Here is a 21,747-nt window from a genome sequence, read left to right as displayed (position 1 = left end):
AAAGTGTGGCGCGGTTCCCGCAACACGGCGCATGACTCGACCCTCGACCCCCAGAGGACGCGCATGACCACGAGTTCCGATGTGATCGCAGACTCTCCGGAGCCCCACGACGGCGATCCCGCCGCTTCCGCCACCCTGGGGGGTGAGCAGAAGCGGTCCATCGAGCAGATCACGCTGCTGTTGTTCATCACCGTTCCCTTCCTGGCGCTGGTGGCGGCGGTGCCGCTGGCGTGGGGGTGGGGCGTGAGCTGGCTGGACCTGGGCCTGCTGGTGTTCTTCTACTTCCTGGGGTGCCACGGCATCACCATCGGTTTCCACCGGCACTTCACCCATGGTTCCTTCAAGGCGAGACGTCCGCTGAAGATCGCGCTGGCGATCGCGGGCTCGATGGCCGTGGAGGGGCCGCTGGTGCGCTGGGTGGCGGACCATCGCAAGCACCACCGGTTCTCGGACGACGAGGGTGACCCGCATTCGCCGTGGCGGTACGGCGAGACGGTGCCGGCGCTGATCAAGGGCCTGTGGTGGGCGCACATCGCCTGGATGTTCGACGAGGAGCAGACCCCGCAGGACAAGTACGCCCCGGACCTGATCAAGGACCCGGCGCTGCGTGCGATCTCCCGCCAGTTCGTCCTGTGGACGGCGGTGTCCCTGGCCCTGCCGGCCCTGATCGGCGGACTGGTCACGATGTCCTGGTGGGGCGCGTTCACCGGCTTCTTCTGGGGTTCACTCGTCCGGGTGGCCCTGCTGCACCACGTGACGTGGTCGATCAACTCGATCTGCCACGCCGTCGGCAAGCGTCCGTTCAAGTCGCGGGACCGCTCGGGCAACGTGTGGTGGCTGGCGGTCCTGTCCTGCGGCGAGTCCTGGCACAACCTGCACCACGCCGACCCGACGTCGGCGCGGCACGGTGTGATGCGCGGCCAGCTGGACTCGTCGGCGCGGCTGATCCGCTGGTTCGAGCAGCTGGGGTGGGCGTACGACGTGCGGTGGCCGTCACGCTCGCGTATCGATTCCCGCCGCAACGCGGACCAAGGTTCCTCCCGGCGCCGGAAGGATGCCGTCGAGGCGGCATGATGGTCGCGTGGCGACCGACTCCAGCAGCACCCCGAGCAATGAGAAGCCCCGGCGCGCACGCCGCACCCGGATGACCGGTGCCGAACGCCGCCAGCAGCTGCTGGAGATCGGTCGCACGCTCTTCGCGGCGAAAGGTTTCGAGGGCACGTCGGTGGAGGAGATCGCGGCGAAGGCCGGGGTGTCCAAGCCGGTGGTGTACGAGCACTTCGGTGGCAAGGAGGGGTTGTACGCGGTGGTGGTGGACCGTGAGATGCGGCGGCTGCTGGACATGGTGACCAGCTCCCTGACCGCGGGCCATCCGCGTGAGCTGTGCGAGCAGGCCGCCTTCGCGCTCCTGGACTACATCGAGGAGTACACGGACGGCTTCCGCATCCTGGTCCGCGACTCGCCGATCCCGCAGTCGACGGGTTCCTTCGCCTCCCTCATCTCGGACATCGCCACCCAGGTGGAGGACATCCTGGGCCGCGAGTTCAAGAGCCGCGGTTTCGACGCGAAGCTCGCCCCGCTGTACGCGCAGGCGCTGGTCGGCATGGTGGCGCTGACGGGGCAGTGGTGGCTGGACGTGCGCAAGCCGAAGAAGGCGGAGGTGGCGGCGCACCTGGTGAACCTGGCGTGGCACGGGCTGGACGGCCTGGAGCCGAAGCCGCGCCTGATAGGGCACCGGAAGAGCTAGCGCCGTACCGGGAGTCGTTCCGTATGCAGCCGCTGCGCGGAATCACCGTCGTCTCGCTCGAGCAGGCGGTCGCCGCTCCCTACGCGAGTCGTCAGCTCGCCGATCTCGGTGCGCGGGTGATCAAGGTGGAGCGTCCGGGGTCGGGTGACTTCGCCCGCGCCTACGACACCCGGGCGCGCGGCTTGAGCTCGCACTTCGTGTGGGTGAACCGCAACAAGGAATCACTCACCCTGGACTTCAAGGACCCGCGCGGCATGGACGTGCTGCGCCGCCTGATCGCGGGCGCCGACGTGTTCCTGCAGAACCTGGCGCCCGGTGCGGCGGCCCGTGCCGGGCTCGGCGCCGACGAGCTGCGGGAGCGGCACCCGGCGCTGATCGTGTGCGACATCTCCGGTTACGGCGCCCCTGGCCCGTACGAGGGGCGCAAGGCGTACGACCTGATGGTGCAGTCCGAGGCGGGGCTGCTGTCGGTGACGGGCACGCCCGAGGAGATGGCGAAGGTGGGCGTCTCGGTGTCGGACATCGCCGCCGGTATGTACGCGTACAGCTCGGTCCTGGCCGCGCTGCTGGAGCGCGGCCGCACGGGGCGTGGCACGCATCTGGACGTGTCGATGCTGGAGGCCACCGTGGAGTGGATGGGCTTCCCGCTGTACTACGCCTTGGACGGCGCCGAGCCGCCGCCCCGGGCCGGGGCCGCACACGCGACGATCCACCCGTACGGCCCCTACACGGCGGGTGACGGCAGTGTCGTCATGATGGCGATCCAGAACGAACGGGAATGGCACGGCTTCTGCGCGCGCTTCCTGCACCGCCCCGAGCTGGCCGGACACCCCCACTACGCCACGAACGCGGATCGCAACGCGCACCGGGAGGAGCTGGGCGCGCTGATCGCGGCCCGGTTCGCTGAGCTGACCGGTGCCGAGGCGCTCGAGCTGCTCAGTGCGGTGCCGGTGGCCAACGCGCGGGTGAGCACGCTCGCGGAGGTGTGGGAGCACCCGCAGCTGGCGGCGCGGGGGCGTCGGCACGAGGTGCCCACGCCGACCGGTCCGGTGCCGGCGTTCGCGCCGCCGGGTCCGACGGGGGCGGCGCCCCGTATGGAGGCGGTGCCGGCGCTGGGCGAGCACACCCGCGCGATCCTCGGCGAGCTGGGCCTGTCCGGTGAGGAGATCGACGTGCTGGTCGCGCAGGGGGTGGCATGAGTGGCCCCGCGCGGGGTCAGGGCAGCTCGTGTCCGTCCGATTCCAGGAACTCCAGGCGGTTGCCGACCGGGTCCGCGCAGTAGAAGCGGCGGTGGCCGGGCAGCTCGTCGCCCTCAGGTCACGGGCGTGCCCGGACCTCCGGCCGGGCGGCGTAGGCCTCGGTTCCGGTGACCCGCGGCCCGGGGTGGGCCTTGCGGGCGGGCCGGAGCCGGTCGTCTCGATGCCCAGGTGGAGCCGGACGTTCCCGGCCCCGAACCAGCAGCCGGCGCGGGCGGCTCGGGATTTCGGTCGGGCCGAGGACGCCGGCGCAGCAGGCGCGCAGCGCCTCCTCCGTCCCGGGCGGCGCGGCGAGCTGTAGGTGGTCGACGGCGGTGATCACCGGTCGGCCGCCTTCCGGGCGACGGCGAAGATCCGGCGGAAGGGGAAGGGGGTGCCGTGCGGTCCGGCCGGGTAGGCGGCGCGCAGGACGGTGCGGTACTCCTCGACGAACGCGTCGCGGGCCTCGGGGTCGTCGTCGAGGGCGGTGAGCACGGGTCGCAGTCCGGTGCCCTTCACCCAGTCCAGTACGGCGTCCTCGCCGGGCAGCAGGTGGACGTACGTCGTCTCCCACACGTCGGCGGTGCAGCCGACGGCGGTGAGGTGGGCGAGGTAGGCCTGGGGGGTGAGGACGGCGTCGTCGTGGCGGAGGGTGCCGGCGAGACGCCCGCGCCAGCGCGGGGAGTGGGCGAGTTCGCGCATCAGGCGGTGGCTGGGGGCGGCGAAGTTGCCGGGGACCTGGAAGGCGAGGGTGCCGCCGGGGGCGAGGCCCGAGGTCCAGTCGGGGAAGCGTTCGACGTGGTCGGGGACCCACTGGAGGGTGGCGTTGCTGATGACGAGGTCGTGGGGTTCGGCGGGGCTCCAGGTGCGGGCGTCGGCGGGAGCGAAGTCGATGTGGCCGCCGCCGGGGGTGGGGCCGGCGTGCCGGCCGGCCCGTTCGAGCATGTGGAGTGAGTTGTCGTAGCCGGTGATGCGGGCGGTGGGCCAGCGGTCGGCGAGGAGGACGGTGACGTTGCCGGGGCCGCAGCCGAGGTCGGCGATGCGGGGTGCCGGTGCGGGGAGGTCGGGTACGCGGGCGAGGAGGTCGGTGAAGGGGCGGGCGCGGGGGCCTGCGTGACGCAGGTACTGGGCGGGGTCCCAGGTCGGGGCGGTGGCGGGCATGGGGCCTCCAGGGGCTCGCTCCGGGCCGGGTACCCAGCGTCAACCCCACACTCTCTCGACGTCAAGACAGTCAACATCAAGAGACTTCATGTCGACACAACCACTACACTGATCGTCATGGAGGACGAGGTCGATCGGCTGGTCGCAGCGTGGCGCCGGGAGCGCCCGGACCTCGACGTGGAACCGCTCGAGGTGCTGAGCCGGGTCAGCAGGCTCGCCCGGCACCTGGACCGCGCACGCCGTCTGGCCTTCTCCGAACACAATCTCGAGCCGTGGGAGTTCGACGTCCTGACGGCGCTGCGCCGCGCGGGCACCCCGTACCAGCTCTCGCCGGGACAGCTCCTCACCCAGACCCTGGTCACCTCCGGCACGATGACCAACCGCATCGACCGCCTCGCGAAGAAGGGCCTGGTGGAACGCCTGCCCGACCCCAGCGACCGGCGGGGCGTGCTGGTCCGGCTCACGGACGAGGGCCGGGACCGCGCCGACCGGTCACTGGCGGGCCTGCTGGCGCAGGAGCGCGCGATCCTGGCCGAGCTCTCCCGCGCCCAGCGCGGCGAACTGGCCGCCCTGCTACGCCAGCTGACCGCCCCGTTCGACAACATCCCCGGCTAGGTCCGCCGGCCCCACCCCCGCCCGCCTGGCCAGTGCCACGGCCGCGAGGGTGGAGTGGACGCCCAGCTTGCCCAGCACGTTCTGCATGTGCGTCCGCACGGTGTGCGGGGACAGGTACAGCCGCTCGGCGACGGCCTTGCGCCCGAGCCCGGCGACCATGCAGCGCAGTACCTCCCGCTCCCGCGGGGTCAGCGACTCCACCAGCCGCTCGCTCTCGCTGCGGTGCTTGCGGACGGCGGTCAGTTCGCGCAGCACGCCGGTCAGCAGGGCGGGCGGCAGGTGTGTCTCGTCCCGCAGGACCCCGCGGATCACGCTGAGCAGCCGCGACAGCGAGCAGTCCTTCGCCACCCAGCCCGAGGCGCCGGCCCCCAGTGCGAGGGCCGCCCGCCGGGGATCGTCCTTCTCGGCGAGGACGACGATCCGCACCCCCGGCTGCGCCGTGCGCACCCCGGTGACCAGGGAGATCCCGTCCACCAGCCCGTCCTCGTCACCCTCCCGCACCGGGACGGCGGGCCGCGCGCCGGGCACATGCCCTCCCAGGTCGGCGTCGACCAGCAGCACGTCGTACCGCCGCTCCTCGGCAGCGGCCCGCTCCAGGCAGCGCAGTGCGGCCGGGCCGCTGCCGGCCGCGGAGACCTCCACGTCGGGCTCGGCCGCCAGGGCGGCGGCGAGCGATTCGGCGAAGATGCGATGGTCGTCGACGACCAGGACTCGGATACGCACCACGGAACGAAACCCCCTCCCCCAAGCTCCCGGAGGAGCAGGGGTACCCATCGTCTGTCCGTCCTCGGAAGACGACACCGGCACGCGTACGACGCCCGAAGCCCCGTATCCAACTGTGCACTCGGTACTCCGGGACAGGTCGCCTCAACCGCACGGCCGCCGCCGTGCAGTAACCGCTACCCCCGCCCCGGGCGCCGTACCCGGCTGTCTCGCCCCCTGAACGGCACCGGCCCCCACCGGTGCTGTCCATCAGAGTACGGGCGGGCGCCGGGAGCGGAAGGCTATTTGCAGAACTGACAGCCCTGCGCGTTTATGGTGAGCCGCATGTTTCGTCTCGTGACAGAAGTGGACAGGACACGGCGCGATCTGCTGCGCACCCGTATCCGGGAGACGGACACGACGGCCTCCTCCGTCCTGCGTTCGCTGCGCGATACCCCTCACGAACGCGAATTTCCGCTGCACGTCTGGGTCCTCGACGAGAGGGGCGCCTTGGCCGGCGGCCTCGTCGGCCACACCTGGGCGACCTGGCTGCACGTGACGTACCTGTGGGTGGACGACCGGTGCAGGGGCACGGGCCTGGGCTCCGCGCTCCTGGCCGAAGCGGAACGAACGGCCCGCGACGAACGGGCGTGCGCGGCGGCCCGCGTGGAGACGTGGGACTTCCAGGCGCCGGACTTCTACCGGCGGCGGGGGTACGAGGTGGTGTGCGTGATCCCGGACTATCCGCCCGGGGTCACGGAGTACACGCTGGTGAAGCGGTTGGGGTGAGCGGGCCGGATCTGGTGGGGCTGGGTGTCACTCGGACTCCAGCCCCATGTCCTTCGCACTGTAACGGGGCAGCCCGGCCGTCTCGACGGTCCAGGCACCCAGCTCTCCGTGACGAGGGTGACCGCCTTGCCGTACGGGAGGTGCAGCCGGTTCTCGTAGGCGGACCGGCCCTCGCTCCGGCCGATGCCCCACTGGTAGGTCCAGGTGCCGTCGCGCGGGTCGAGGATCAGGTAGTGGGGGATGCCCATGGCGGGGTAGCCGCGGCTCTTGTCGCGGTAGTCGTTGTCGGGGTCGGACGGGGAGAGGATCTCGATCGCCAGGACGATCCCGTGGGGGTCGAGGGGGTCGTCGGTCTGCATGGCGTCGTAAGAACAGACGTGCAGGTCGGGGACCCGGAGTTTGCCGAGCAGCTCGTCGTCGGTGTCGGTCGTCTCGAACACGCCCCAGCCGTCCGGCAGCTGCGGGTCGATCCGGTCCCGTACGAGCGTCGCCGTCAACTGGTGGCGCGGACGCGGACTCAGCGTCATGACGATCTTCCCGTCACTGATCTCGGACCAAGCGAGGCCAGGCGGGGGCGTGAATCGGTCACGCATCTCGCGCAGTCGCCGGTACAGGGTCTGCTGAGTCATGATCCTCCCGGCCGCCAGTATGAAGGCGACAGCCTTCGGCTGCGGGCACGAATCGTCCCACTCACCCCGCACCGCCCGAGACGTCAGCCTCGGGCCCGACGGCGACCTCTGCTCAGACCGTCAGGCCTCCACCCGTCCGCCGCGTTCCCCACCGTCCCGCCAGCGCATCGGTGATCAACATGCCTCGCCCGCGTTCACGCTCCGCCTCGGCCGCGGTGGCCGACTGGGAGATCACCGGCGTACCGCCACTCCCGCCACCGTCGGTCACGCCGACCGTGACCGCCTCGGCGGTGAGCGCGCACGCGATCGTGACGGCACGGCCGTCGCTGTGCTCCAGGGCGTTGGCGACCAGTTCGCCGGTGACGGTCACCAGGTCGTCCGTCGTACCGGACGGCAGCCCCCACGACCGGCACGTGTCACGGACGTAGTGCCGCGCGACCCGGGCGGAGGCGAGGTCCGCGCCGGGGAGGGTGAGCAGACCGAACGCCCGAAGCGCCGGCGAAGCTCAGACCATCGGATCCCACCCCGTGCCCCCGATACGGCCCCCCTGGGACCCGGCGATGAACAGCGCGTCCGCCAACTGCCCAGCCAGGTTGCGGAGTTCCCTGTCCCCCGGCCGCGGCCCCTCCAGCAGCTCCCGCGCCCGACCGAGCAACCGCTCCCCCAGCCCGAGCTGCACTGCCTCCACCTGGTCTGCGATCCGGGAGACCGGCCCGTCGCCGTCCGTGATGAGCAGCGCGTGTCGTCCGTGGCCGCCGGTCCCGGGCAGGAGCCGGACGCGGTCCGTTCCGTGGCTCACGATGCCACCGCCGGGCGGGCGTGGATGTCACGGGTGTCGAGGTCGACGCGATACGGCACCTGCAGCGCGGGCGGCGCCTGTGGATCAGGCAGCTAGTGCTCTGACCGGGAAGGTTCGCCGGGTCGGCGGTTCCAGCGGTTGGATGTCCGGAGACGTCCGCCCCAACCGTTGGGGGTGTGGTGGCTGAGCCTGTCCGTGTGCGCAGATTGACCGACCAGGAGGGGCAGAAGCTGCAGCAGATCGTGCGCCGGGGCAGCACCAGCTCGGTGCGATACCGGCGCGCGATGATGCTGTTGGCCTCGGCCGGCGGAAACCGGGTCCCGGTGATCGCGAAGCTGGTTCAGGCTGACGAGGACACCGTCCGCGACGTGATCCACCGGTTCAACGAGATCGGCCTGGCCTGCCTGGACCCTCGCTGGGCGGGAGGCCGTCCCCGCCTGCTCAGTCCTGACGACGAGGACTTCGTCGTCCAGACGGCCACCACCCGCCCGACCAAGCTCGGCCAGCCCTTCACCCGCTGGTCGATCCGTAAACTCGCCGCCTACCTGCGGAAGGTGCACGGCCGTGTGATCCGGATCGGCCGCGAGGCATTACGGTGCCTGCTCGCCCGCCGCGGCATCACCTTCCAGCGCACCAAAACCTGGAAGGAGTCGCCCGACCCCGAGCGTGACGCCAAGCTGGACCGCATCGAGGAGGTGCTGGAACGCTTCGCGGACCGCGTGTTCGCGTTCGACGAGTTCGGGCCACTCGGCATCCGCCCCACCGCCGGGGCCGGCTGGGCTCCCGCCGGTCACCCCGAGCGCCATCCCGCGACCTACCACCGCACCCACGGGGTGCGGTACTTCCACGGCTGCTATTCCGTCGGCGACGACCGGCTGTGGGGCGTCAACCGCCGCAAGAAGGGTGCGGTGAACACCCTGGCCGCACTGAGGTCGATCCGGGCCGCGCGCCCGGACGGCGCCCCGATCTACGTCATCCTGGACAACCTGTCCGCCCACAAGGGCGACAAGATCCGTCGCTGGGCGAAGAAGAACCGTGTCGAGCTGTGCTTCACCCCGACCTACGCCTCGTGGGCCAACCCGATCGAAGCCCATTTCGGGCCACTGCGGCAGTTCACGATCGCCAACTCCAACCACCGCAACCACAGCGTGCAAACCCGGGCCCTGCACGCCTACCTGCGCTGGCGAAACACCAACACCCACCACCCCGACATCCTCGCGGCGCAGCGTCGCGAACGTGCCCGCGTCCGAAGCGAGAAGGGCATCCGCTGGGGCGGACGTCCCTTGCCGTCGCAACCTGAACGATCTGACGAATCCATGCGGTCGCGGCCCGGACGTGCAGCAGAGCACCGGACAGACGAATCACTCGCGCATACGGCCTGACGCGGGCGAGGCGAGCATCGCTTTGAGGATGCGTTGCAGCTCAACGCGGTCCTGGGGGGTGACCCTCGCCAACCTGCGGTCGTACTCCGCCGCGAGAGCTGCAAGTGCTCGATCGCGTGCTTGCGTGCCCTCAGCGGTCAGTACGAGCCGATGACGCCGCAAGTCCGCCTCGTCGATCTCGCGGCGGACAAAGCCCTTGGCGACGAGGTTGCGAACGTAGACCGTCACGCTCGCCTTGGGCAGCAGCAGCGCAGTCGCGATCTCAGCCGGATACGGCGATACCTCCACCTCGGCCAGGACGAAAAACTCCTTCGTCTCCAACCCAAGCTCGGCCAGCTCCCCCGTGCAGGCATCCATCACAACACCCAGCAGCCGCTGGTTCAGCGTCCACAGCTGCGCCCCATCGACTGACATCGACCCTCCATTCATGTACAGTTTCATATTAGTTTAAGATCGTACAAGATAGTGTTTTGTACTGGACTCCTATGGAACAACAATCTCACGAAGGAAACCAGGCATGATCCAGCACCTCACGATCCCGCGCGGCCCCATCAACCTTGCCGCGAACCTCCACCTGCCCGACAACGCCGACAGCAGCGCACCGCTGCCCGCCGTGGTGCTCTCCACCCCAGGCAGCAGCGTCAAGGAGCAGATCGGCGCCAACTACGCCTCCCGCCTCGCCGCCCACGGCATCGCCGCCCTTGTCCTCGACCCCGCCCACCAGGGCCAGAGCGAGGGCGATCCCCGCGACCTCGAAGACCCCTACCGCCGAGGCGAGGACATCTCCTACACCATCGACGCGCTCACCACGACCCCCGGCATCGACCCGCAGCGCATCGGCGTCCTCGGCATCTGCGCCGGTGGCGGCTACGCCGTGCACACCGCCCGCACGGACCACCGCATCAAAGCGGTCGGCACGGTCGTCCCCGTCAACATCGGCAACGCGTTCCGCAGCTTCTCCCCCGACGGTCCGGCCGCAGCACTCGACGCCCTCGCGGACGCACGGACCGAAGAGGCCCGCTCCGGCGAGACGACCCGCGTGAACTGGCTGCCAGACACCCTCGAGGACGCCGCGGCAGCGGGCCTGACCGACATCGACACCACTCAGGCCATCACCTACTACCGCACCGAGCGCGGCGGCAACGAACACTCCACGAACAGGCGCCTCCTGCGCGGCGACTCCCTCCTGCTGGGCTACGACGCCTTCCACCTGGCCGATCAGCTCATGACCCAACCACTCCAGGTCATCCTTGCCGGACGCATCGGCAACTCCGGCTCCTACGACACCGGCATGCAGCTGTGGAAGCTGGCCCCCAACCCCGTCGACCTCATGGTGATCGACGGCGCCGGCCACTACGAGATGTACGACGAACCCGCATACGTCGACGCCGCCGTCGAACGACTCGTCAGCTTCTATGGGAACAACTGTAAGGCATACGAACCGGCGAACCTATGCGGTCACAGCACTAGGAAACAGTCGCAACCAAGCGGAGACTTGCGGGATCTGTCGTCGCAACTCCCTTGATGAAGCCGGTCCAGTAAGGCCTGGCGCACACACGGGCTGCCGTCCATAGGAGCCGAACTCCGCGGAGCCCTCCACGCGTTCACAGAGACGATGTCATTGAATATCAACTGTCGATACTCAATAACCCAATCATCCCTCGACGGATGGACTTCAGGGCCTCGGCACCATGCGGGTCAGCCATACGTACGCTCTCCATGGCCGCGCCCACCGACAGGCGCGGGGCAGCAGAGACCGACTAGGAGACGAGATGGCGACCGCGCGAGGATCAGCGGGCCCTGCTGGACGGATGCAGATCGCCCGGGGCCTGAAGGAACTCCGCACCGGCCCCAACCTGACGCAGTCCGAAGTGGCCAAGCGGGCAGGAGTCTCCGTCGGGTCAACCGCTACGAGACATGGCAGGACCGGGCCAAGCTCAGGATCCCCACGGTGAAGGCGATTGCCGACTCCTGCGGTGCGACTCCAGGGGAGCTCGAGACCCTCATCGACCTGGTTCGCAACCAGGAGGACGGCTAGTGGATGGAGCATCCGGCCGTGCCCGAAATCATGGACCCTCTGATGTCCTTCGAAGATGTGGCCGAGTACGAGCACGTCTTCGCCAACACACTGGTACCGGGGCTGCTGCAGACGCCGCGTTACGCGCTGGCCCTGCACGAAGCACAAGGTTTTCGCACCGAGGCCAAGGTGATCGCAAGCAAGGTGGCGCGCGCATCAAGCGCCAGGCGATTCTGGACCGCTCCCCTGCACTGAACCTGTGGGTGGTGCTCGACGACGCCGTCCTCAGGCGGCACGTCGGTGGCGTGGCTGTCATGCGCGAGCAGATCGACCACTTGATCGCCATGACAGACCGCCCCAATGTGGACATCCAGGTTCTCCGATTCTCGGCAGGCGCGCACGCGGCCGGCTCAGGCGGTCACTTCCTGCTCTTGGGGCGCGACGACGAAAGGGATCCACTCAGCAGCATGAACGTGGTCTATCTGGAACTGCACAGACGAGGCCTGTACCTCGACGACAGCACTGATGTGCACAACTACAAAATCATGTTTGACTACCTGCGATCCCAAGCGGCCGACACCGCGACCAGCCTCGAGTTGCTGGCCGCAGCCCGACAGGAGCTCACCCCGTGAACGAGATGCAACCCGCGCAGAATCCCGTAGCAGCGGGCTGGTACAGAAGCAGTCACAGCGCAGCCAACAATGAATGCGTTGAAATCAGCGATACCGCCACAGGAGTGGGCATACGCGACTCGAAAGCTCCCGGTGCGCGTCAGTTCACTGTAGGTGCCAACGCGTTCACCCTGTTCGTCATGGGCCTCAAGGGTGACCCGCTGAAGGACTGACAGGGACGTGGCCCACCTCGTTGACGCGGAGACGCCAACGCCTAGGCATCGGAGCCTTGCCCTGCCTCGGCGAAGCGCATACTACGGAGAATATCGGCCACTACCGGGGCGTAATGAGGCCCCCAATGTCCGGGGGACGGCGTGGCGAAGGCAAGCAGGCACATACGGCGGTCGGTCGCCCCTGTCTGGAACGGCGGAACAGGCACGAGGGCATGGAACTGGACTACGGGCACCTCGGCTTCCTCTCCGGTTGGGGAGAATACGGCGGGAAGAACGTAGTTCTGCACGCCTGTAAGGACCGCTGCCTGACCGCACGGGGCTTCTATAACTGATCCGTCCCAACCCGGCCCACGCGCTGCAAGCATGCCGTGTATCACCCCACGGGCTGCCGTATGGGCGTCCTCCCCATACGGGAAGTCAATGACCGCAACGGCCAACGCACCCAATGACAGCTCCCCCTCCAATACGTGGAGGCAGGTCGCTGTATAGACCACACCAGCCTCTTCGAGAGCGCTCGATATCCGCTGCAGCGAATGAGTCATCTCCGTCAGTGCCCGCTGATCGCGTTCACCGACCAGCGAATCGCGTACGGTACGGGACATCACCTCCGCCCACGCCGTGTCAAAGTCCATACCGAGTGGCATTTCCTCGAACTCGGTCGGCACAACGAAGTCAATGCGGATAGTCACTCGAGCCCCTCGGGACGATACCGGTCTGCGCCTTCCGGAGGGGCGGGCGGAGGTGGAGGCGGCGGCGCCACCCACCCCGAGCGCTGCCGGTCGTACAGATCCACCAATCGACGGTCCCGCTCGTACCAGTGCCGCAGCAGCCTTGGCACCAGTACTGCCGCCACCGCCAACGTGATGCCGAGAATCGCCAGCACCGCCAAGCCAGCCAGGGACTTGTCGCGCAGCACTCCCACGAGCACGAAGCATCCCAGGCTGAGCAAACCGCAGAAGACGGCGAGCCCTCTGACTCCGTTGGTCTCGTACGCCTCGATACCACGTCGCTTCTGTGCGATTTCGAATGCGCTGATGGGCCTGACTGTCCCCGGTTCGGCGCCAGGCGCCATCCACATCGGCAGGAGAGGCCCTCCGGCAGCCAATCGAGCATGAGTCTGCCAGGCGCGTTGACGAGCCGTCGGAGAATCATTCCGCAAATAGATCAATCGCATCGAGCTCTTGCTCGGAATTTCGGTGGCATGGAGATCATAGCCGAATTCGAAGCCAAAAGCGGTGATCTTGTTGGCATCCGAGGATTCCAGCCCGCCGAGAAGAAACTCGGCGCGCCCACGACCATCGAACTTAGCCATGATATCTACGTCTTTCATGCCCTGAATCACCCCTTCTTCCGGGCGGCCGCATCCTTCTCGGCTCCAGCCTTCCAAGCGTTCTCAAAGGCCACGAACGTAGCACCAACCGGTAGAACCATTTGAGCCGTCTGACGATTGTCCTGCGGGATCCAGTATCCCAGGGCCGTGGGGTCACCAAGGAATGAAGCAACGCTGTCCACGAGCCCGAAGTTGCCCGCAGCATCCGCGGCACGACTGCCGGCAGCAACTTTGGTGACCCCCTTGAACGCAGTACCGAAGGGAAGTACTCCGAGTGCGTCCTGTGCCAGGGTGCGATTCGATACCACGGAATCTCCGCCCGCGAGTCGAGCGGTACCGTGCAATGCCAATGCGCCGAGCGCGACACCTCCCGAGGCAACCCCCATGCCCTGAGAGAATGCCAGGACGAATGGGGCCGCGGGCCCGGACAACGGAGCGATGAGCAACGTCGTGAGGGAGACAAGGCCGAGTGCCGCGCTCACGGTCGCCATGACGTCCCCGAGCGCGGCGATGGAGTTGGCGTGCTCTTTGATCCACTCGATCGCTTCCGAGACAGCCGCACTGACGGCCTCGGCGACGATGTCGTCGAGTTCACCGAGAGCCTTGCCGATGTCTGCGAGGGTGTCGCCGATCCTGTCCAGCACGCCGGGCTCGTTGGGGGCGATGTTCATAGCCTTGTCGAGCCGGCGTGCGACGGTCCGGCCTTCCAGGTCGTAGTCGGTGGCCAGCTTGCGCGCCTGGGCGCGGATCCGGTCGAGATCTGATTCCGCCGTACCGGCTGCCAACTGCGCCGCGGAGCGGTCCTTCTCGGTCCTCTCCTGCTCGCGGGCTTCGGCGTCGTCCTTCGGCGGCAGGTCAAGGAGTGGTTTCGGTGGTAGGCTCGACAGCTTGCCCTTTGCTGCACGCAAGGCGTCCTTCGCGTCCTGTGCCTGCTTCTCCAGGGCTTCGGCCTTGCGCTGCCAGGCCGGCATCTCGTCGGCCCAGTTCGTCAGCGCCCTCGCGGCCTTGCCGAAGGATCGTTTCGCCTTGTCGACCTTGGGCCGGAAGTCGTCGTCGAACTGCTCTCGGAACGCGTCGGCATGGCGCCCCTTCCAGTCGGCGTCGTCCGTGCCGTGCAAGGCATCGGATATCTCGTCCAGCGCTTCGGCAGTGCGCTGCACGATGTTCGCGACGTGCTTCGAGGCCCGCGGGTCACCGGGGCAGGGGACGAACTCAAGAGCCGGAAACCGGTCCTTCAAGGGGGAGGTCTGTGTAGGCGACAACCAGGAGAACGGATCACTCACGCCCGCTCCTCCCGGGCTTTCCGCAGCTCCTTCGCCAACGTGTCGTCGAGGTCCTCAAACGCCTTTTGCATCGCGTCCAGTGTCTTGACCGCAGCACCCGAGAACTTCTTGATCTGCTTGATGCCGTACGACCACTCGTCACCGAAGTCGTTCATGCGCGAGGCGAGCATGCTCACGCCCATGGAGGCGCCGTCGACCTCTTCCATCTCCTTACCGGGACGCTCCATAGTTTCGCCGATTTGCTCAATGTTGGTCCGCACGCGCTTCAGCACACCAAGATCAATGGATATGTCGCTCATCATTCCCCGTTGTTTTTCTGCTTCAGCGGTTGACGGCCTGGATCTCCTGCACCACCACATCCTGGTCGGCACCGAACTGACCGTCGGGGAGATCTCCTCCCTGACCGGTCGTGCTCGTCCAGCTGATCTTCCAGGTGACCGTGGCCTGGAGCTTGTACGATCCGTCGCCGGAGGACCGCAGGTATGTGACTCCGCAGGGCGGGGTTTCGTCGGCCTTCCCCTTGGCGTAGGGCTCACCGATCCGTCCGTCACGGATGTCGCACTGTCCGGCGGCGGGGTACGTGACCGCATCGTCCGCGCCCGGGGTGATCTCCAGAGAAACGGGCTCTGCCGTGGTCGTCGCGCTGAGGCCGAGAAGCGGCACGGAGGCGGTGGCAAAGACCGGCTTAAACTCGGCGGTGTCCAGCCAGGCCCAGGTCGGTAGGTTGACCTTTGTGGTGTCCGCGGGGGCGAGTTCGACTTCGGTGGAAGGGACGCGGATCTCCGCGTACGCGAGCTGGGCGAGGGTCTCGGCCGTGATGGCCTGCGGGACATTGGCCGGCGGAGCGTCTCCCTCGTCGACCCAGAAGGGCAGTTCGTCGCAGTCCTGGGCTGCAGGGTCCGCCTCGCGGCCCTCAGTGACGTACGCGTCCCACCAGTAACCCTCGCCTTCCTTTTCCTTGTTGAAGTCCTTGTAGGGCTTGCCGTTGACGAAGTGATTCTGCGTCTTCAGGGACCATTCCGGGCTGGGGGCGCTGCTTTCCCACACCTGGCGCATCTGCGCCTCGATTCCCTTGGGCGTGTACTTCGGCGCGTAGTAGCAGGCGGGTGGTGTCCAGGACGCGGACGATGTGACAGCTCCGCTCGCCTCGCCGACGCCGTTCTTCGAGCGGTCGAAGACAACGACGCTCCCAGCTGACGCCGAGATGGTGTCGCCGTTGAGCCCCGCGGACGTGTCAGTGTCGACTTCGGTCACAGAGGGAGCAGGCCCTGGTGTTGCCGCCGCAACATGCGAAATAACGGCCGGAAACAGAGCCAGAAGGGAAACGATGCCCAACCGGCGTGGTGTGATCAGCCTCCGCACTTCTCGTGTCCCCTCTTGGTGTAGAGGCCTGTTGTCACCCACACGCCCTCGTCACTCTTCTCCAGGCGAGTGTTGTAAAGCACGTAGGGGCTGTCGCTGGATGGCGTCTTGTCGACCTTTCCGGTCGTTCGATCCTTGTTGTAAGCCTTGCTGTCGTCCGCGCAGTAGACGACAACTGCCGTCTTCTGGTCGCGGAGGGTCACCTGCGGATCGAAGTAGCGGATCGTCCCTGTCCAGGAGATGTTCTCGTCAAGCCACGCCTGAACCCACTTGACTTCACTGATGAGCGCATCACCCTGGAAGTAGTAGGAAAGCGACCTCGACTTGGTGTCGCCCCGGGCGATCGCGTCATCGACCGCGCCGAGTGCCCGTTCCGCATCGGCCAGAGCTGCGTCCTTGACGGAATCTCCCGTCTTCCAGCCCTCGAAGGTGCTCCTCATGTCCTTGGGCAGAGTGATGTCTGGTCGGTTCGCCGCATCCGATGCAGCGCCACTCGGCGAAACCGAGGCCGACGAGTCACCCCCCGTGTCCGCCCCCGCGATCTTGTCGTTGCCCTCGGAGCTTTCCTCACCGCCCCCGCAGGCGGACAGCGACAGAGCCGCGACGGCGGACATCGCGGCAGCGGCGAGCAGGGTGGGGCGGCGGTTCACGGATGGCTCCCGGTGGGGCGAGGGTTCTCACGAGTGTGACAACGCTATCGACCGGGACTGATGAGGGGGTAGTTGGGATTGCGTCAGCGCCGCCCTGCCGTGAACCGTCCCGAGGGCGTCACCCCACCCGCCGCGCCCCCGCCGAAGGCACCGCCTCGAAGACCCGCGGTGCCGTGAAGCCGGCCGCCGCGAAGGCCTCCTCCACCGCCTTGGTGATGGCGTCGGCGTCGGACGCGTCCGCCAGGACGATCGCCGAGCCGCCGAAGCCGCCGCCGGTCATGCGGGCGCCGAGGGCGCCGGAGGTGAGGGCGGTGTCGACGACGAGGTCCAGTTCGGGGCAGGAGATACGGAAGTCGTCGCGCAGGGAGGCGTGGCCCTCGACCAGGACGGGGCCGATGGCGCGGGTGTCGCCGGATTCGAGGAGCGCCACCACCCGCTCCACGCGCTCGTCCTCCGTGACGACGTGCCGGACCAGGCGGCTCACCTCCTCGTCGTCGGCCAGGCGTTCCAGTGCCGCGTCGAGTTCGGCGTACGGCACGTCCCGCAGGGCGTCCACACCCAGGAGCGCCGCGCCCTTCTCGCAGCCGGCGCGGCGCTTGCCGTACTCGCCCTCGCTGTGGGAGTGCTTGACCTGCGTGTCGACCACGAGGAGGCGCATGCCCTCGGCCGCGAGGTCGAAGGGGACATGGCGCTGGGAGAGGTCGCGGGTGTCGAGGAAGAGGGCGTGACCCGCTTCGCAGCAGGCGGAGGCGGTCTGGTCCATGATGCCGACGGGGGCGCCGACGTAGACGTTCTCCGCGCGCTGGCACAGGCGGGCCAGCTGCCAGCCGCGCAGGCCGAGGGAGTAGAGGTCGTTCAGGGCGAGGGCGACGACGACCTCCAGGGCCGCCGAGGAGGACAGGCCCGCGCCGGAGGGGACCGTCGAGGCCAGGTGGATGTCGGCGCCGGTCAGCTCGTGGCCGGCCTCGCGCAGCGCCCAGACCACGCCCGAGGGGTACGCGGTCCAGGACTTGTCCGACTCCGGGGTCAGGTCGGCCACCCGCAGCTCGACGACACCGGCGTCGATGTCGGCCGAGTGCAGGCGCAGGACGCCGTCGTCCCGGCGGGAGACGGCCGCGACGGCGGTGTGCGGCAAGGCGAACGGCATGACGAAGCCGTCGTTGTAATCGGTGTGTTCGCCGATGAGGTTGACGCGGCCGGGTGCGGCCCAGATCCCCTCCGGCTCCGCGCCGTACAGCTCCCGGAACCGCTCGCCGACGGCCTCCGCCACAGCCTCGCCCATGCCCTGACCCCTCGCCCTTCGTCCAGTCCTCTAGCCCGCGCGCCGCTGCGCGAACTCCCACGCGTCCGCCACGATCCCCGCGAGGTCCGCGCGGGACGGGTTCCAGCCCAGTTTCTCCTTGGCGGTCTCCGCCGACGCCACCAGGACCGCCGGGTCGCCGCCCCGGCGCGGGGCCACGACCTCGGGGATCGGGTGGCCCGTCACGCGGCGGACGGTCTCGACGACCTCGCGGACGGAGAAGCCGTTGCCGTTGCCCAGGTTGCAGATGAGGTGCTCGCCGGGGACAGCGGCCGCGACGGCCAGCAGGTGGGCCTCGGCCAGGTCGGCGACGTGGATGTAGTCGCGCACGCAGGTGCCGTCCGGCGTCGGGTAGTCGTCGCCGAAGACGGAGATGGCGTCGCGGCGGCCCTGCGCCACCTGGAGGACCAGGGGGATCAGGTGCGACTCGGGGTCGTGGCGCTCGCCGTACTCGCCGTAGGCACCGGCGACGTTGAAGTAGCGCAGCGACACCGCGCCCAGGCCGTGGGCCGCCGCCTCACCGCTGATCATGTGGTCGACGGCGAGCTTGGAGGCGCCGTACGGGTTCGTGGGCTTCGTCGGCGCAATCTCGACGATCGGGACCTGCTCCGGCTCGCCGTACGTGGCGGCCGTGGAGGAGAAGACGAGCCTGCGGACGCCGGCCGTGCGCATGGCCTCCAGGAGGGCCATGGTGCCGCCGACGTTGTTGTCCCAGTACTTCTCGGGCTTCACGACGGACTCGCCGACCTGGGAGAAGGCGGCGAAGTGCAGGACGCCGTCGAAGGACGCGTCCAGCCACTTGGCGGCGTCGCGGATGTCGCCCTCGATGAAGGAGGCGCCCGCCGGGACGCCCTCACGGAAGCCCGTCGACAGGTTGTCGAGGACGACGACCTCGTGGCCCGCCTCCAGCAGATGCTGGGCGACCACGCTGCCGACATAGCCGGCCCCGCCCGTCACCAGGTACTTCCCGCTCATGAACTCGCTACCTCTCGCAGTCGCTCGGCCGCGCGCTCCGGGGGCACGTCGTTGATGAACACGTCCATGCCGGACTCGGAGCCCGCGAGGAACTTCAGCTTGCCGGACGTACGGCGAATAGTGAAAAGCTCCAGGTGAAGCGCGTAGTCGTCCCGCGCCACGCCCTCGAAGTCCTCCAGCTGTCCGAACGGGGCCTGGTGCCAGGCCGCGATGTACGGCGTCGGAGGCTCACCCTCTCCGAAGATCCGGTCGAAGCGCCTCAAGAGTTCCAGATAGACCTGGGGGAACTCTGTGCGGGCCGCCTCGTCCAGTCCGAGCAGGTCGGGCACCCGCCGCTTGGGGTAGAGGTGCACCTCGTACGGCCAGTGCGCGGCGTACGGCACGAAGGCCGCCCAGTGCTCGCTCTCCAGGACGACCCGCTCCCCCGCCAGCTCCTCCTCCAGCACGGCGTCGAAGAGGTTCTCCCCACCGGTCGCGTCCTTGTGCGCGGCGAGCGAACGGAGCATCTCCGCGGTGCGGGGCGTGGTGAAGGGGTAGGCGTAGATCTGCCCGTGCGGGTGACCCAGTGTCACCCCGATCTCGGCACCCCTGTTCTCGAAGCAGAACACCTGCTCCACGGAGGCCAGATGCGACAGCTCCGACGTGCGATCGGTCCAGGCGTCGAGCACCAGGCGGGCCTGCTCCTCGCTCAGGTCGGCGAACGAGGCGTTGTGGTCGGAGGTGAAGCAGACGACCTCGCAGCGGCCGGAGTCGCCGGCCAGCGAGGGGAAGCGGTTCTCGAAGACCACCACGTCGTACGACGAGTCCGGGATCTCGCTCAGCCGCTCCCCGTGGGACGGGCACAGCGGGCACTGGTCGGCGGGCGGGTGGTAGGTGCGGCCCTGGCGGTGGGAGGCGATGGCGACCGAGTCGCCCCGCAGCGGGTCGCGGCGGACCTCGGAGGTGGTGACGGTCCGCTCCAGCGGACGCCGGTCCACGGCGTCGCGCACCGCGTCGTCGTGCAGGTCGTAGTAGACGAGCTCGCGACCGTCGGCCAGCCGGGTCGAGGTCTTCTTCACAGCCGCACTCCTCCGTACCCACACCCAATCATCCAACACAATCAAACATAACACTTCACAACCAACCAGCGCCCCGATCATCACAATCAAACAAAGAACATCACCAAAAGTGTTCAATTTCTGAACGCGGAGGCGTAGGTTCCGCTGCGGATCAGTTCGCGCAACGAAGCGAGTTCGTATGCATACCCCCACACATCTGGCCGCGGAGCTTCGACTCCCGACCAACTGGCTCGACTACACGATCCTCGGGATCTACTTCGTCGTCGTGCTCGGCATCGGCTTCGCCGCCCGCCGCTCGGTCAAGACCAGCCTGGACTTCTTCCTGTCCGGCCGCTCGCTGCCCGCCTGGGTCACCGGCCTCGCCTTCGTCGCGGCCAACCTGGGCGCCACCGAGATCCTCGGCATGGCCGCCAACAGCGCCCAGTACGGCGTCTACACGACCCACTGGTACTGGATCGGCGCCATCCCGGCGATGGTCTTCCTCGGCCTGGTGATGATGCCGTTCTACTACGGCTCCAAGGTCCGCTCGGTGCCGGAGTTCCTGCTCCTGCGCTTCGACAAGGCGTCGCACCTGCTGAGTTCGATCCTCTTCGCGGTCGCGGCCATCCTGATCGCCGGCGTCAACCTCTACGCCCTCGCGATCGTCGTCGAGGCCCTCCTCGGGTGGCCGCAGTGGGTAGCCATCGTGGTCGCCGGCTTCTTCGTCCTGGCGTACATCACGCTGGGCGGTCTGTCGTCGGCGATCTACAACGAGGTCCTCCAGTTCTTCGTCATCCTGGCCGGCCTCATCCCGATCACCGTCCTGGGCCTGAAGAAGGTCGGCGGCTGGGACGGCCTGTCCGACTCCCTCACCAAGAGCCGCGGCGGCGACTTCATGACCGCGTGGGGCGGCACGGGCATCGGCAGCGACAACCCGCTCGGCGCCAACTGGCTGACCATCGTGCTCGGCCTCGGCTTCGTCCTCTCCTTCGGCTACTGGACGACCAACTTCGCCGAGGTGCAGCGCGCCCTGTCCGCGAAGAACCTCTCGGCGGCCCAGCGCACGCCGCTCATCGCCGCCTTCCCGAAGATCTTCATCGTCTTCGTCGTCATGATCCCGGGCCTGGTCGCGGCGGTCCTCGTCCCCAGGATCGGCACGCCGGGCTCCGACCTCCAGTACAACGACGCGATCCCGTACCTGATGCAGCAACTGCTGCCCAACGGCGTCCTCGGCATCGCGGTGACCGGCCTGCTGGCCGCTTTCATGGCCGGCATGGCGGCCAACGTGTCGTCCTTCAACACGGTCTTCACCACCGACATCTGGGCGCGGTACGTCGTGAAGGGCCGGGAGGACGACTACTACGTGCGCTTCGGCCGCCTGATCACCGTGATCGGCGTCCTCGCGTCCATCGGCACGGCGTTCCTCGCGTCGTCGTTCTCGAACATCATGAGCTACCTCCAGACGCTCTTCTCCTTCTTCAACGTGCCGATGTTCGTCGTCTTCATCATCGGCATGTTCTGGAAGCGGGCGTCCATGAAGTCCGGCTTCTGGGGCCTGATCGCGGGCACCACGGCCGCGATGGTGAACTACTTCGTCATCTACAAGCAGGGCATCATCGACATCCCCTCCGACCAGGGCGCCAACTTCGTCTCCGCGATCGCGGGCTTCGTGGCCGGCGCGGTGGTCATGGTCGCCGTGTCCCTGTTCACCGCCCCGAAGCCCACCGCCGAACTCCAGGGCCTGGTCTACGGCACCACCTCCCCCGGCATGTCCGAGGCGCCCGCCAAGGGCGACGACGCGTGGTACCGCAAGCCGGCGCTGCTGGGCTGGGGAGCGGTCGTGCTGGCCGCCGCCTGCTACGTCCCGTTCTCGTTCTGATCGCGGGAGGA

General features: G+C 68.3%; 25 protein-coding genes and 2 pseudogenes. 11 read left to right on the top strand and 16 right to left on the bottom strand.

From position 1 onward, the window contains the following. Window positions 1–63 precede the first annotated feature (63 nt). The 3 genes from IE142_RS17370 to IE142_RS17360 are packed head-to-tail and all read left to right on the top strand — an operon-like array spanning window position 64 to window position 2,946. Complete coding sequence (locus IE142_RS17370) at window positions 64–1,074, top strand: acyl-CoA desaturase (RefSeq protein ID WP_191886609.1); 1,011 nt, start codon at window positions 64–66, stop codon at window positions 1,072–1,074. Further along, window positions 1,055–1,747 carry a TetR/AcrR family transcriptional regulator gene (locus IE142_RS17365; RefSeq protein WP_043372185.1) on the top strand — a complete coding sequence of 231 codons (693 nt, stop codon included), beginning with the start codon at window positions 1,055–1,057 and terminating at the stop codon, window positions 1,745–1,747. The genes IE142_RS17370 and IE142_RS17365 overlap by 20 nt, the downstream gene beginning before the upstream one ends. 23 nt (window positions 1,748–1,770) lie before the next feature. Continuing rightward, window positions 1,771–2,946, top strand: coding sequence for a CaiB/BaiF CoA transferase family protein (locus IE142_RS17360; RefSeq protein ID WP_191886608.1), 1,176 nt, complete (start codon window positions 1,771–1,773; stop codon window positions 2,944–2,946). A 16-nt stretch (window positions 2,947–2,962) separates the two neighbouring features. Here the strand turns inward: IE142_RS17360 and IE142_RS17355 are convergent. Then, window positions 2,963–3,325: pseudogene (locus IE142_RS17355) on the bottom strand (VOC family protein). Then, window positions 3,322–4,143, bottom strand: coding sequence for a trans-aconitate 2-methyltransferase (locus IE142_RS17350; protein WP_191886607.1), 822 nt, complete (start codon window positions 4,141–4,143; stop codon window positions 3,322–3,324). The pseudogene IE142_RS17355 and the gene IE142_RS17350 overlap by 4 nt, the downstream one beginning before the upstream one ends. A 117-nt stretch (window positions 4,144–4,260) precedes the next feature. On the opposite strand from IE142_RS17350, the gene tamR reads away from it, so the two are divergent. After that, window positions 4,261–4,758 (top strand): MarR family transcriptional regulator TamR, encoded by a 498-nt coding sequence (tamR, locus tag IE142_RS17345; RefSeq protein ID WP_043372181.1) that lies wholly within the window; start codon window positions 4,261–4,263, stop codon window positions 4,756–4,758. On the opposite strand, the gene IE142_RS17340 is transcribed toward tamR, so the two are convergent. Beyond that, window positions 4,717–5,484, bottom strand: coding sequence for a LuxR C-terminal-related transcriptional regulator (locus tag IE142_RS17340; protein WP_191886606.1), 768 nt, complete (start codon window positions 5,482–5,484; stop codon window positions 4,717–4,719). The genes tamR and IE142_RS17340 overlap by 42 nt on opposite strands. 309 nt (window positions 5,485–5,793) lie before the next feature. Here IE142_RS17340 and IE142_RS17335 point away from each other — a divergent pair, with 309 nt between their 5' ends. Further along, window positions 5,794–6,249, top strand: coding sequence for a GNAT family N-acetyltransferase (locus tag IE142_RS17335; RefSeq protein WP_191886605.1), 456 nt, complete (start codon window positions 5,794–5,796; stop codon window positions 6,247–6,249). On the opposite strand, the gene IE142_RS17330 is transcribed toward IE142_RS17335, so the two are convergent. The 3 genes from IE142_RS17330 to IE142_RS17320 all read right to left on the bottom strand — a co-directional run bounded on the left by IE142_RS17330 (window position 6,201) and on the right by IE142_RS17320 (window position 7,677). Next, window positions 6,201–6,878 carry a Uma2 family endonuclease gene (locus tag IE142_RS17330; protein WP_191886604.1) on the bottom strand — a complete coding sequence of 226 codons (678 nt, stop codon included), beginning with the start codon at window positions 6,876–6,878 and terminating at the stop codon, window positions 6,201–6,203. The two genes, IE142_RS17335 and IE142_RS17330, sit on opposite strands and share 49 nt — an antisense overlap. A gap of 112 nt (window positions 6,879–6,990) precedes the next feature. Continuing rightward, on the bottom strand, window positions 6,991–7,356 hold the full coding sequence (locus tag IE142_RS17325; RefSeq protein ID WP_191886708.1) for an ATP-binding protein: 366 nt from the start codon (window positions 7,354–7,356) through the stop codon (window positions 6,991–6,993). A gap of 27 nt (window positions 7,357–7,383) precedes the next feature. After that, a complete protein-coding gene (locus IE142_RS17320; protein ID WP_229830616.1) occupies window positions 7,384–7,677 on the bottom strand; it encodes a hypothetical protein in 294 nt (97 codons plus the stop codon). A 179-nt stretch (window positions 7,678–7,856) separates the two neighbouring features. Between IE142_RS17320 and IE142_RS17315 the strand changes: the two are divergent. Continuing rightward, window positions 7,857–8,963: pseudogene (locus tag IE142_RS17315) on the top strand (IS630 family transposase); the annotation flags it as partial. Window positions 8,964–9,038: 75 nt separating this feature from the next. Here the strand turns inward: IE142_RS17315 and IE142_RS17310 are convergent. After that, window positions 9,039–9,473: a MarR family winged helix-turn-helix transcriptional regulator gene (locus IE142_RS17310; RefSeq protein ID WP_124278523.1), complete on the bottom strand. Its 435-nt coding sequence runs from the start codon at window positions 9,471–9,473 to the stop codon at window positions 9,039–9,041. Window positions 9,474–9,555: 82 nt separating this feature from the next. On the opposite strand from IE142_RS17310, the gene IE142_RS17305 reads away from it, so the two are divergent. The 4 genes from IE142_RS17305 (at window position 9,556) to IE142_RS17295 (ending at window position 11,920) form a co-directional block, all read left to right on the top strand. Beyond that, a complete protein-coding gene (locus IE142_RS17305) occupies window positions 9,556–10,584 on the top strand; it encodes an alpha/beta hydrolase (protein ID WP_268252965.1) in 1,029 nt (342 codons plus the stop codon). Window positions 10,585–11,100: 516 nt separating this feature from the next. Beyond that, the gene (locus tag IE142_RS36730; protein WP_229830612.1) at window positions 11,101–11,331 is read left to right on the top strand and encodes a Scr1 family TA system antitoxin-like transcriptional regulator; all 231 of its coding nucleotides are present in this window, start codon (window positions 11,101–11,103) and stop codon (window positions 11,329–11,331) included. An 11-nt stretch (window positions 11,332–11,342) separates the two neighbouring features. Continuing rightward, a complete protein-coding gene (locus IE142_RS36725; RefSeq protein ID WP_229830608.1) occupies window positions 11,343–11,708 on the top strand; it encodes a Scr1 family TA system antitoxin-like transcriptional regulator in 366 nt (121 codons plus the stop codon). A gap of 5 nt (window positions 11,709–11,713) precedes the next feature. Further along, a complete protein-coding gene (locus IE142_RS17295; RefSeq protein WP_191886706.1) occupies window positions 11,714–11,920 on the top strand; it encodes a DUF397 domain-containing protein in 207 nt (68 codons plus the stop codon). Window positions 11,921–11,961: 41 nt separating this feature from the next. On the opposite strand, the gene IE142_RS17290 is transcribed toward IE142_RS17295, so the two are convergent. From IE142_RS17290 to galT, 9 genes are all read right to left on the bottom strand, one after another. Next, on the bottom strand, window positions 11,962–12,609 hold the full coding sequence (locus IE142_RS17290) for a hypothetical protein (RefSeq protein WP_191886602.1): 648 nt from the start codon (window positions 12,607–12,609) through the stop codon (window positions 11,962–11,964). Next, on the bottom strand, window positions 12,606–13,250 hold the full coding sequence (locus IE142_RS17285) for a hypothetical protein (protein ID WP_191886601.1): 645 nt from the start codon (window positions 13,248–13,250) through the stop codon (window positions 12,606–12,608). Before IE142_RS17285 ends, IE142_RS17290 begins: the two co-directional genes overlap by 4 nt. An 8-nt stretch (window positions 13,251–13,258) precedes the next feature. Continuing rightward, a complete protein-coding gene (locus tag IE142_RS17280; protein ID WP_191886600.1) occupies window positions 13,259–14,533 on the bottom strand; it encodes a putative T7SS-secreted protein in 1,275 nt (424 codons plus the stop codon). Continuing rightward, window positions 14,530–14,835: a hypothetical protein gene (locus IE142_RS17275; RefSeq protein ID WP_306432566.1), complete on the bottom strand. Its 306-nt coding sequence runs from the start codon at window positions 14,833–14,835 to the stop codon at window positions 14,530–14,532. The genes IE142_RS17280 and IE142_RS17275 overlap by 4 nt, the downstream gene beginning before the upstream one ends. A 19-nt stretch (window positions 14,836–14,854) precedes the next feature. After that, on the bottom strand, window positions 14,855–15,787 hold the full coding sequence (locus IE142_RS17270) for a hypothetical protein (protein WP_229830637.1): 933 nt from the start codon (window positions 15,785–15,787) through the stop codon (window positions 14,855–14,857). Between the two features lie 95 nt (window positions 15,788–15,882). Next, the gene (locus IE142_RS17265; protein WP_229830605.1) at window positions 15,883–16,545 is read right to left on the bottom strand and encodes a hypothetical protein; all 663 of its coding nucleotides are present in this window, start codon (window positions 16,543–16,545) and stop codon (window positions 15,883–15,885) included. A 118-nt stretch (window positions 16,546–16,663) separates the two neighbouring features. Further along, window positions 16,664–17,827: a galactokinase gene (galK, locus tag IE142_RS17260; RefSeq protein WP_191886599.1), complete on the bottom strand. Its 1,164-nt coding sequence runs from the start codon at window positions 17,825–17,827 to the stop codon at window positions 16,664–16,666. Window positions 17,828–17,857: 30 nt separating this feature from the next. Next, window positions 17,858–18,820 carry a UDP-glucose 4-epimerase GalE gene (gene galE / locus IE142_RS17255; RefSeq protein ID WP_191886598.1) on the bottom strand — a complete coding sequence of 321 codons (963 nt, stop codon included), beginning with the start codon at window positions 18,818–18,820 and terminating at the stop codon, window positions 17,858–17,860. After that, complete coding sequence (gene galT, locus IE142_RS17250; protein ID WP_191886597.1) at window positions 18,817–19,878, bottom strand: galactose-1-phosphate uridylyltransferase; 1,062 nt, start codon at window positions 19,876–19,878, stop codon at window positions 18,817–18,819. Before galT ends, galE begins: the two co-directional genes overlap by 4 nt. Window positions 19,879–20,056: 178 nt before the next feature. Between galT and IE142_RS17245 the strand changes: the two genes are divergently transcribed. Then, window positions 20,057–21,736 (top strand): sodium:solute symporter family protein, encoded by a 1,680-nt coding sequence (locus IE142_RS17245; protein ID WP_191886596.1) that lies wholly within the window; start codon window positions 20,057–20,059, stop codon window positions 21,734–21,736. Window positions 21,737–21,747 lie beyond the last annotated feature (11 nt).

The sequence above is a fragment of the Streptomyces mutabilis genome (assembly GCF_014649815.1).
Classification (GTDB): Bacteria; Actinomycetota; Actinomycetes; order Streptomycetales; family Streptomycetaceae; genus Streptomyces; species Streptomyces mutabilis.
Note: the sequence above shows the minus strand (reverse complement) of the source record. Positions and strands in the feature narration are given on the sequence as shown.

What these genes read in the sequence shown, in the direction of transcription:
- IE142_RS17275 (WP_306432566.1), bottom strand. Translation starts at nt 14,835, where the DNA reads ATGATGAGCGACATATCCATTGATCTTGGTGTGCTGAAGCGCGTGCGG.
- IE142_RS36730 (WP_229830612.1), top strand. Translation starts at nt 11,101, where the DNA reads ATGGAGCATCCGGCCGTGCCCGAAATCATGGACCCTCTGATGTCCTTC.
- IE142_RS17285 (WP_191886601.1), bottom strand. Translation starts at nt 13,250, where the DNA reads ATGAAAGACGTAGATATCATGGCTAAGTTCGATGGTCGTGGGCGCGCC.
- tamR (WP_043372181.1), top strand. Translation starts at nt 4,261, where the DNA reads ATGGAGGACGAGGTCGATCGGCTGGTCGCAGCGTGGCGCCGGGAGCGC.
- IE142_RS17360 (WP_191886608.1), top strand. Translation starts at nt 1,771, where the DNA reads ATGCAGCCGCTGCGCGGAATCACCGTCGTCTCGCTCGAGCAGGCGGTC.
- galE (WP_191886598.1), bottom strand. Translation starts at nt 18,820, where the DNA reads ATGAGCGGGAAGTACCTGGTGACGGGCGGGGCCGGCTATGTCGGCAGC.
- IE142_RS17350 (WP_191886607.1), bottom strand. Translation starts at nt 4,143, where the DNA reads ATGCCCGCCACCGCCCCGACCTGGGACCCCGCCCAGTACCTGCGTCAC.
- IE142_RS17330 (WP_191886604.1), bottom strand. Translation starts at nt 6,878, where the DNA reads ATGACTCAGCAGACCCTGTACCGGCGACTGCGCGAGATGCGTGACCGA.
- IE142_RS17335 (WP_191886605.1), top strand. Translation starts at nt 5,794, where the DNA reads ATGGTGAGCCGCATGTTTCGTCTCGTGACAGAAGTGGACAGGACACGG.
- IE142_RS17310 (WP_124278523.1), bottom strand. Translation starts at nt 9,473, where the DNA reads ATGTCAGTCGATGGGGCGCAGCTGTGGACGCTGAACCAGCGGCTGCTG.
- IE142_RS17295 (WP_191886706.1), top strand. Translation starts at nt 11,714, where the DNA reads ATGCAACCCGCGCAGAATCCCGTAGCAGCGGGCTGGTACAGAAGCAGT.
- IE142_RS17370 (WP_191886609.1), top strand. Translation starts at nt 64, where the DNA reads ATGACCACGAGTTCCGATGTGATCGCAGACTCTCCGGAGCCCCACGAC.
- galK (WP_191886599.1), bottom strand. Translation starts at nt 17,827, where the DNA reads ATGGGCGAGGCTGTGGCGGAGGCCGTCGGCGAGCGGTTCCGGGAGCTG.
- IE142_RS17245 (WP_191886596.1), top strand. Translation starts at nt 20,057, where the DNA reads ATGCATACCCCCACACATCTGGCCGCGGAGCTTCGACTCCCGACCAAC.
- IE142_RS17365 (WP_043372185.1), top strand. Translation starts at nt 1,055, where the DNA reads ATGCCGTCGAGGCGGCATGATGGTCGCGTGGCGACCGACTCCAGCAGC.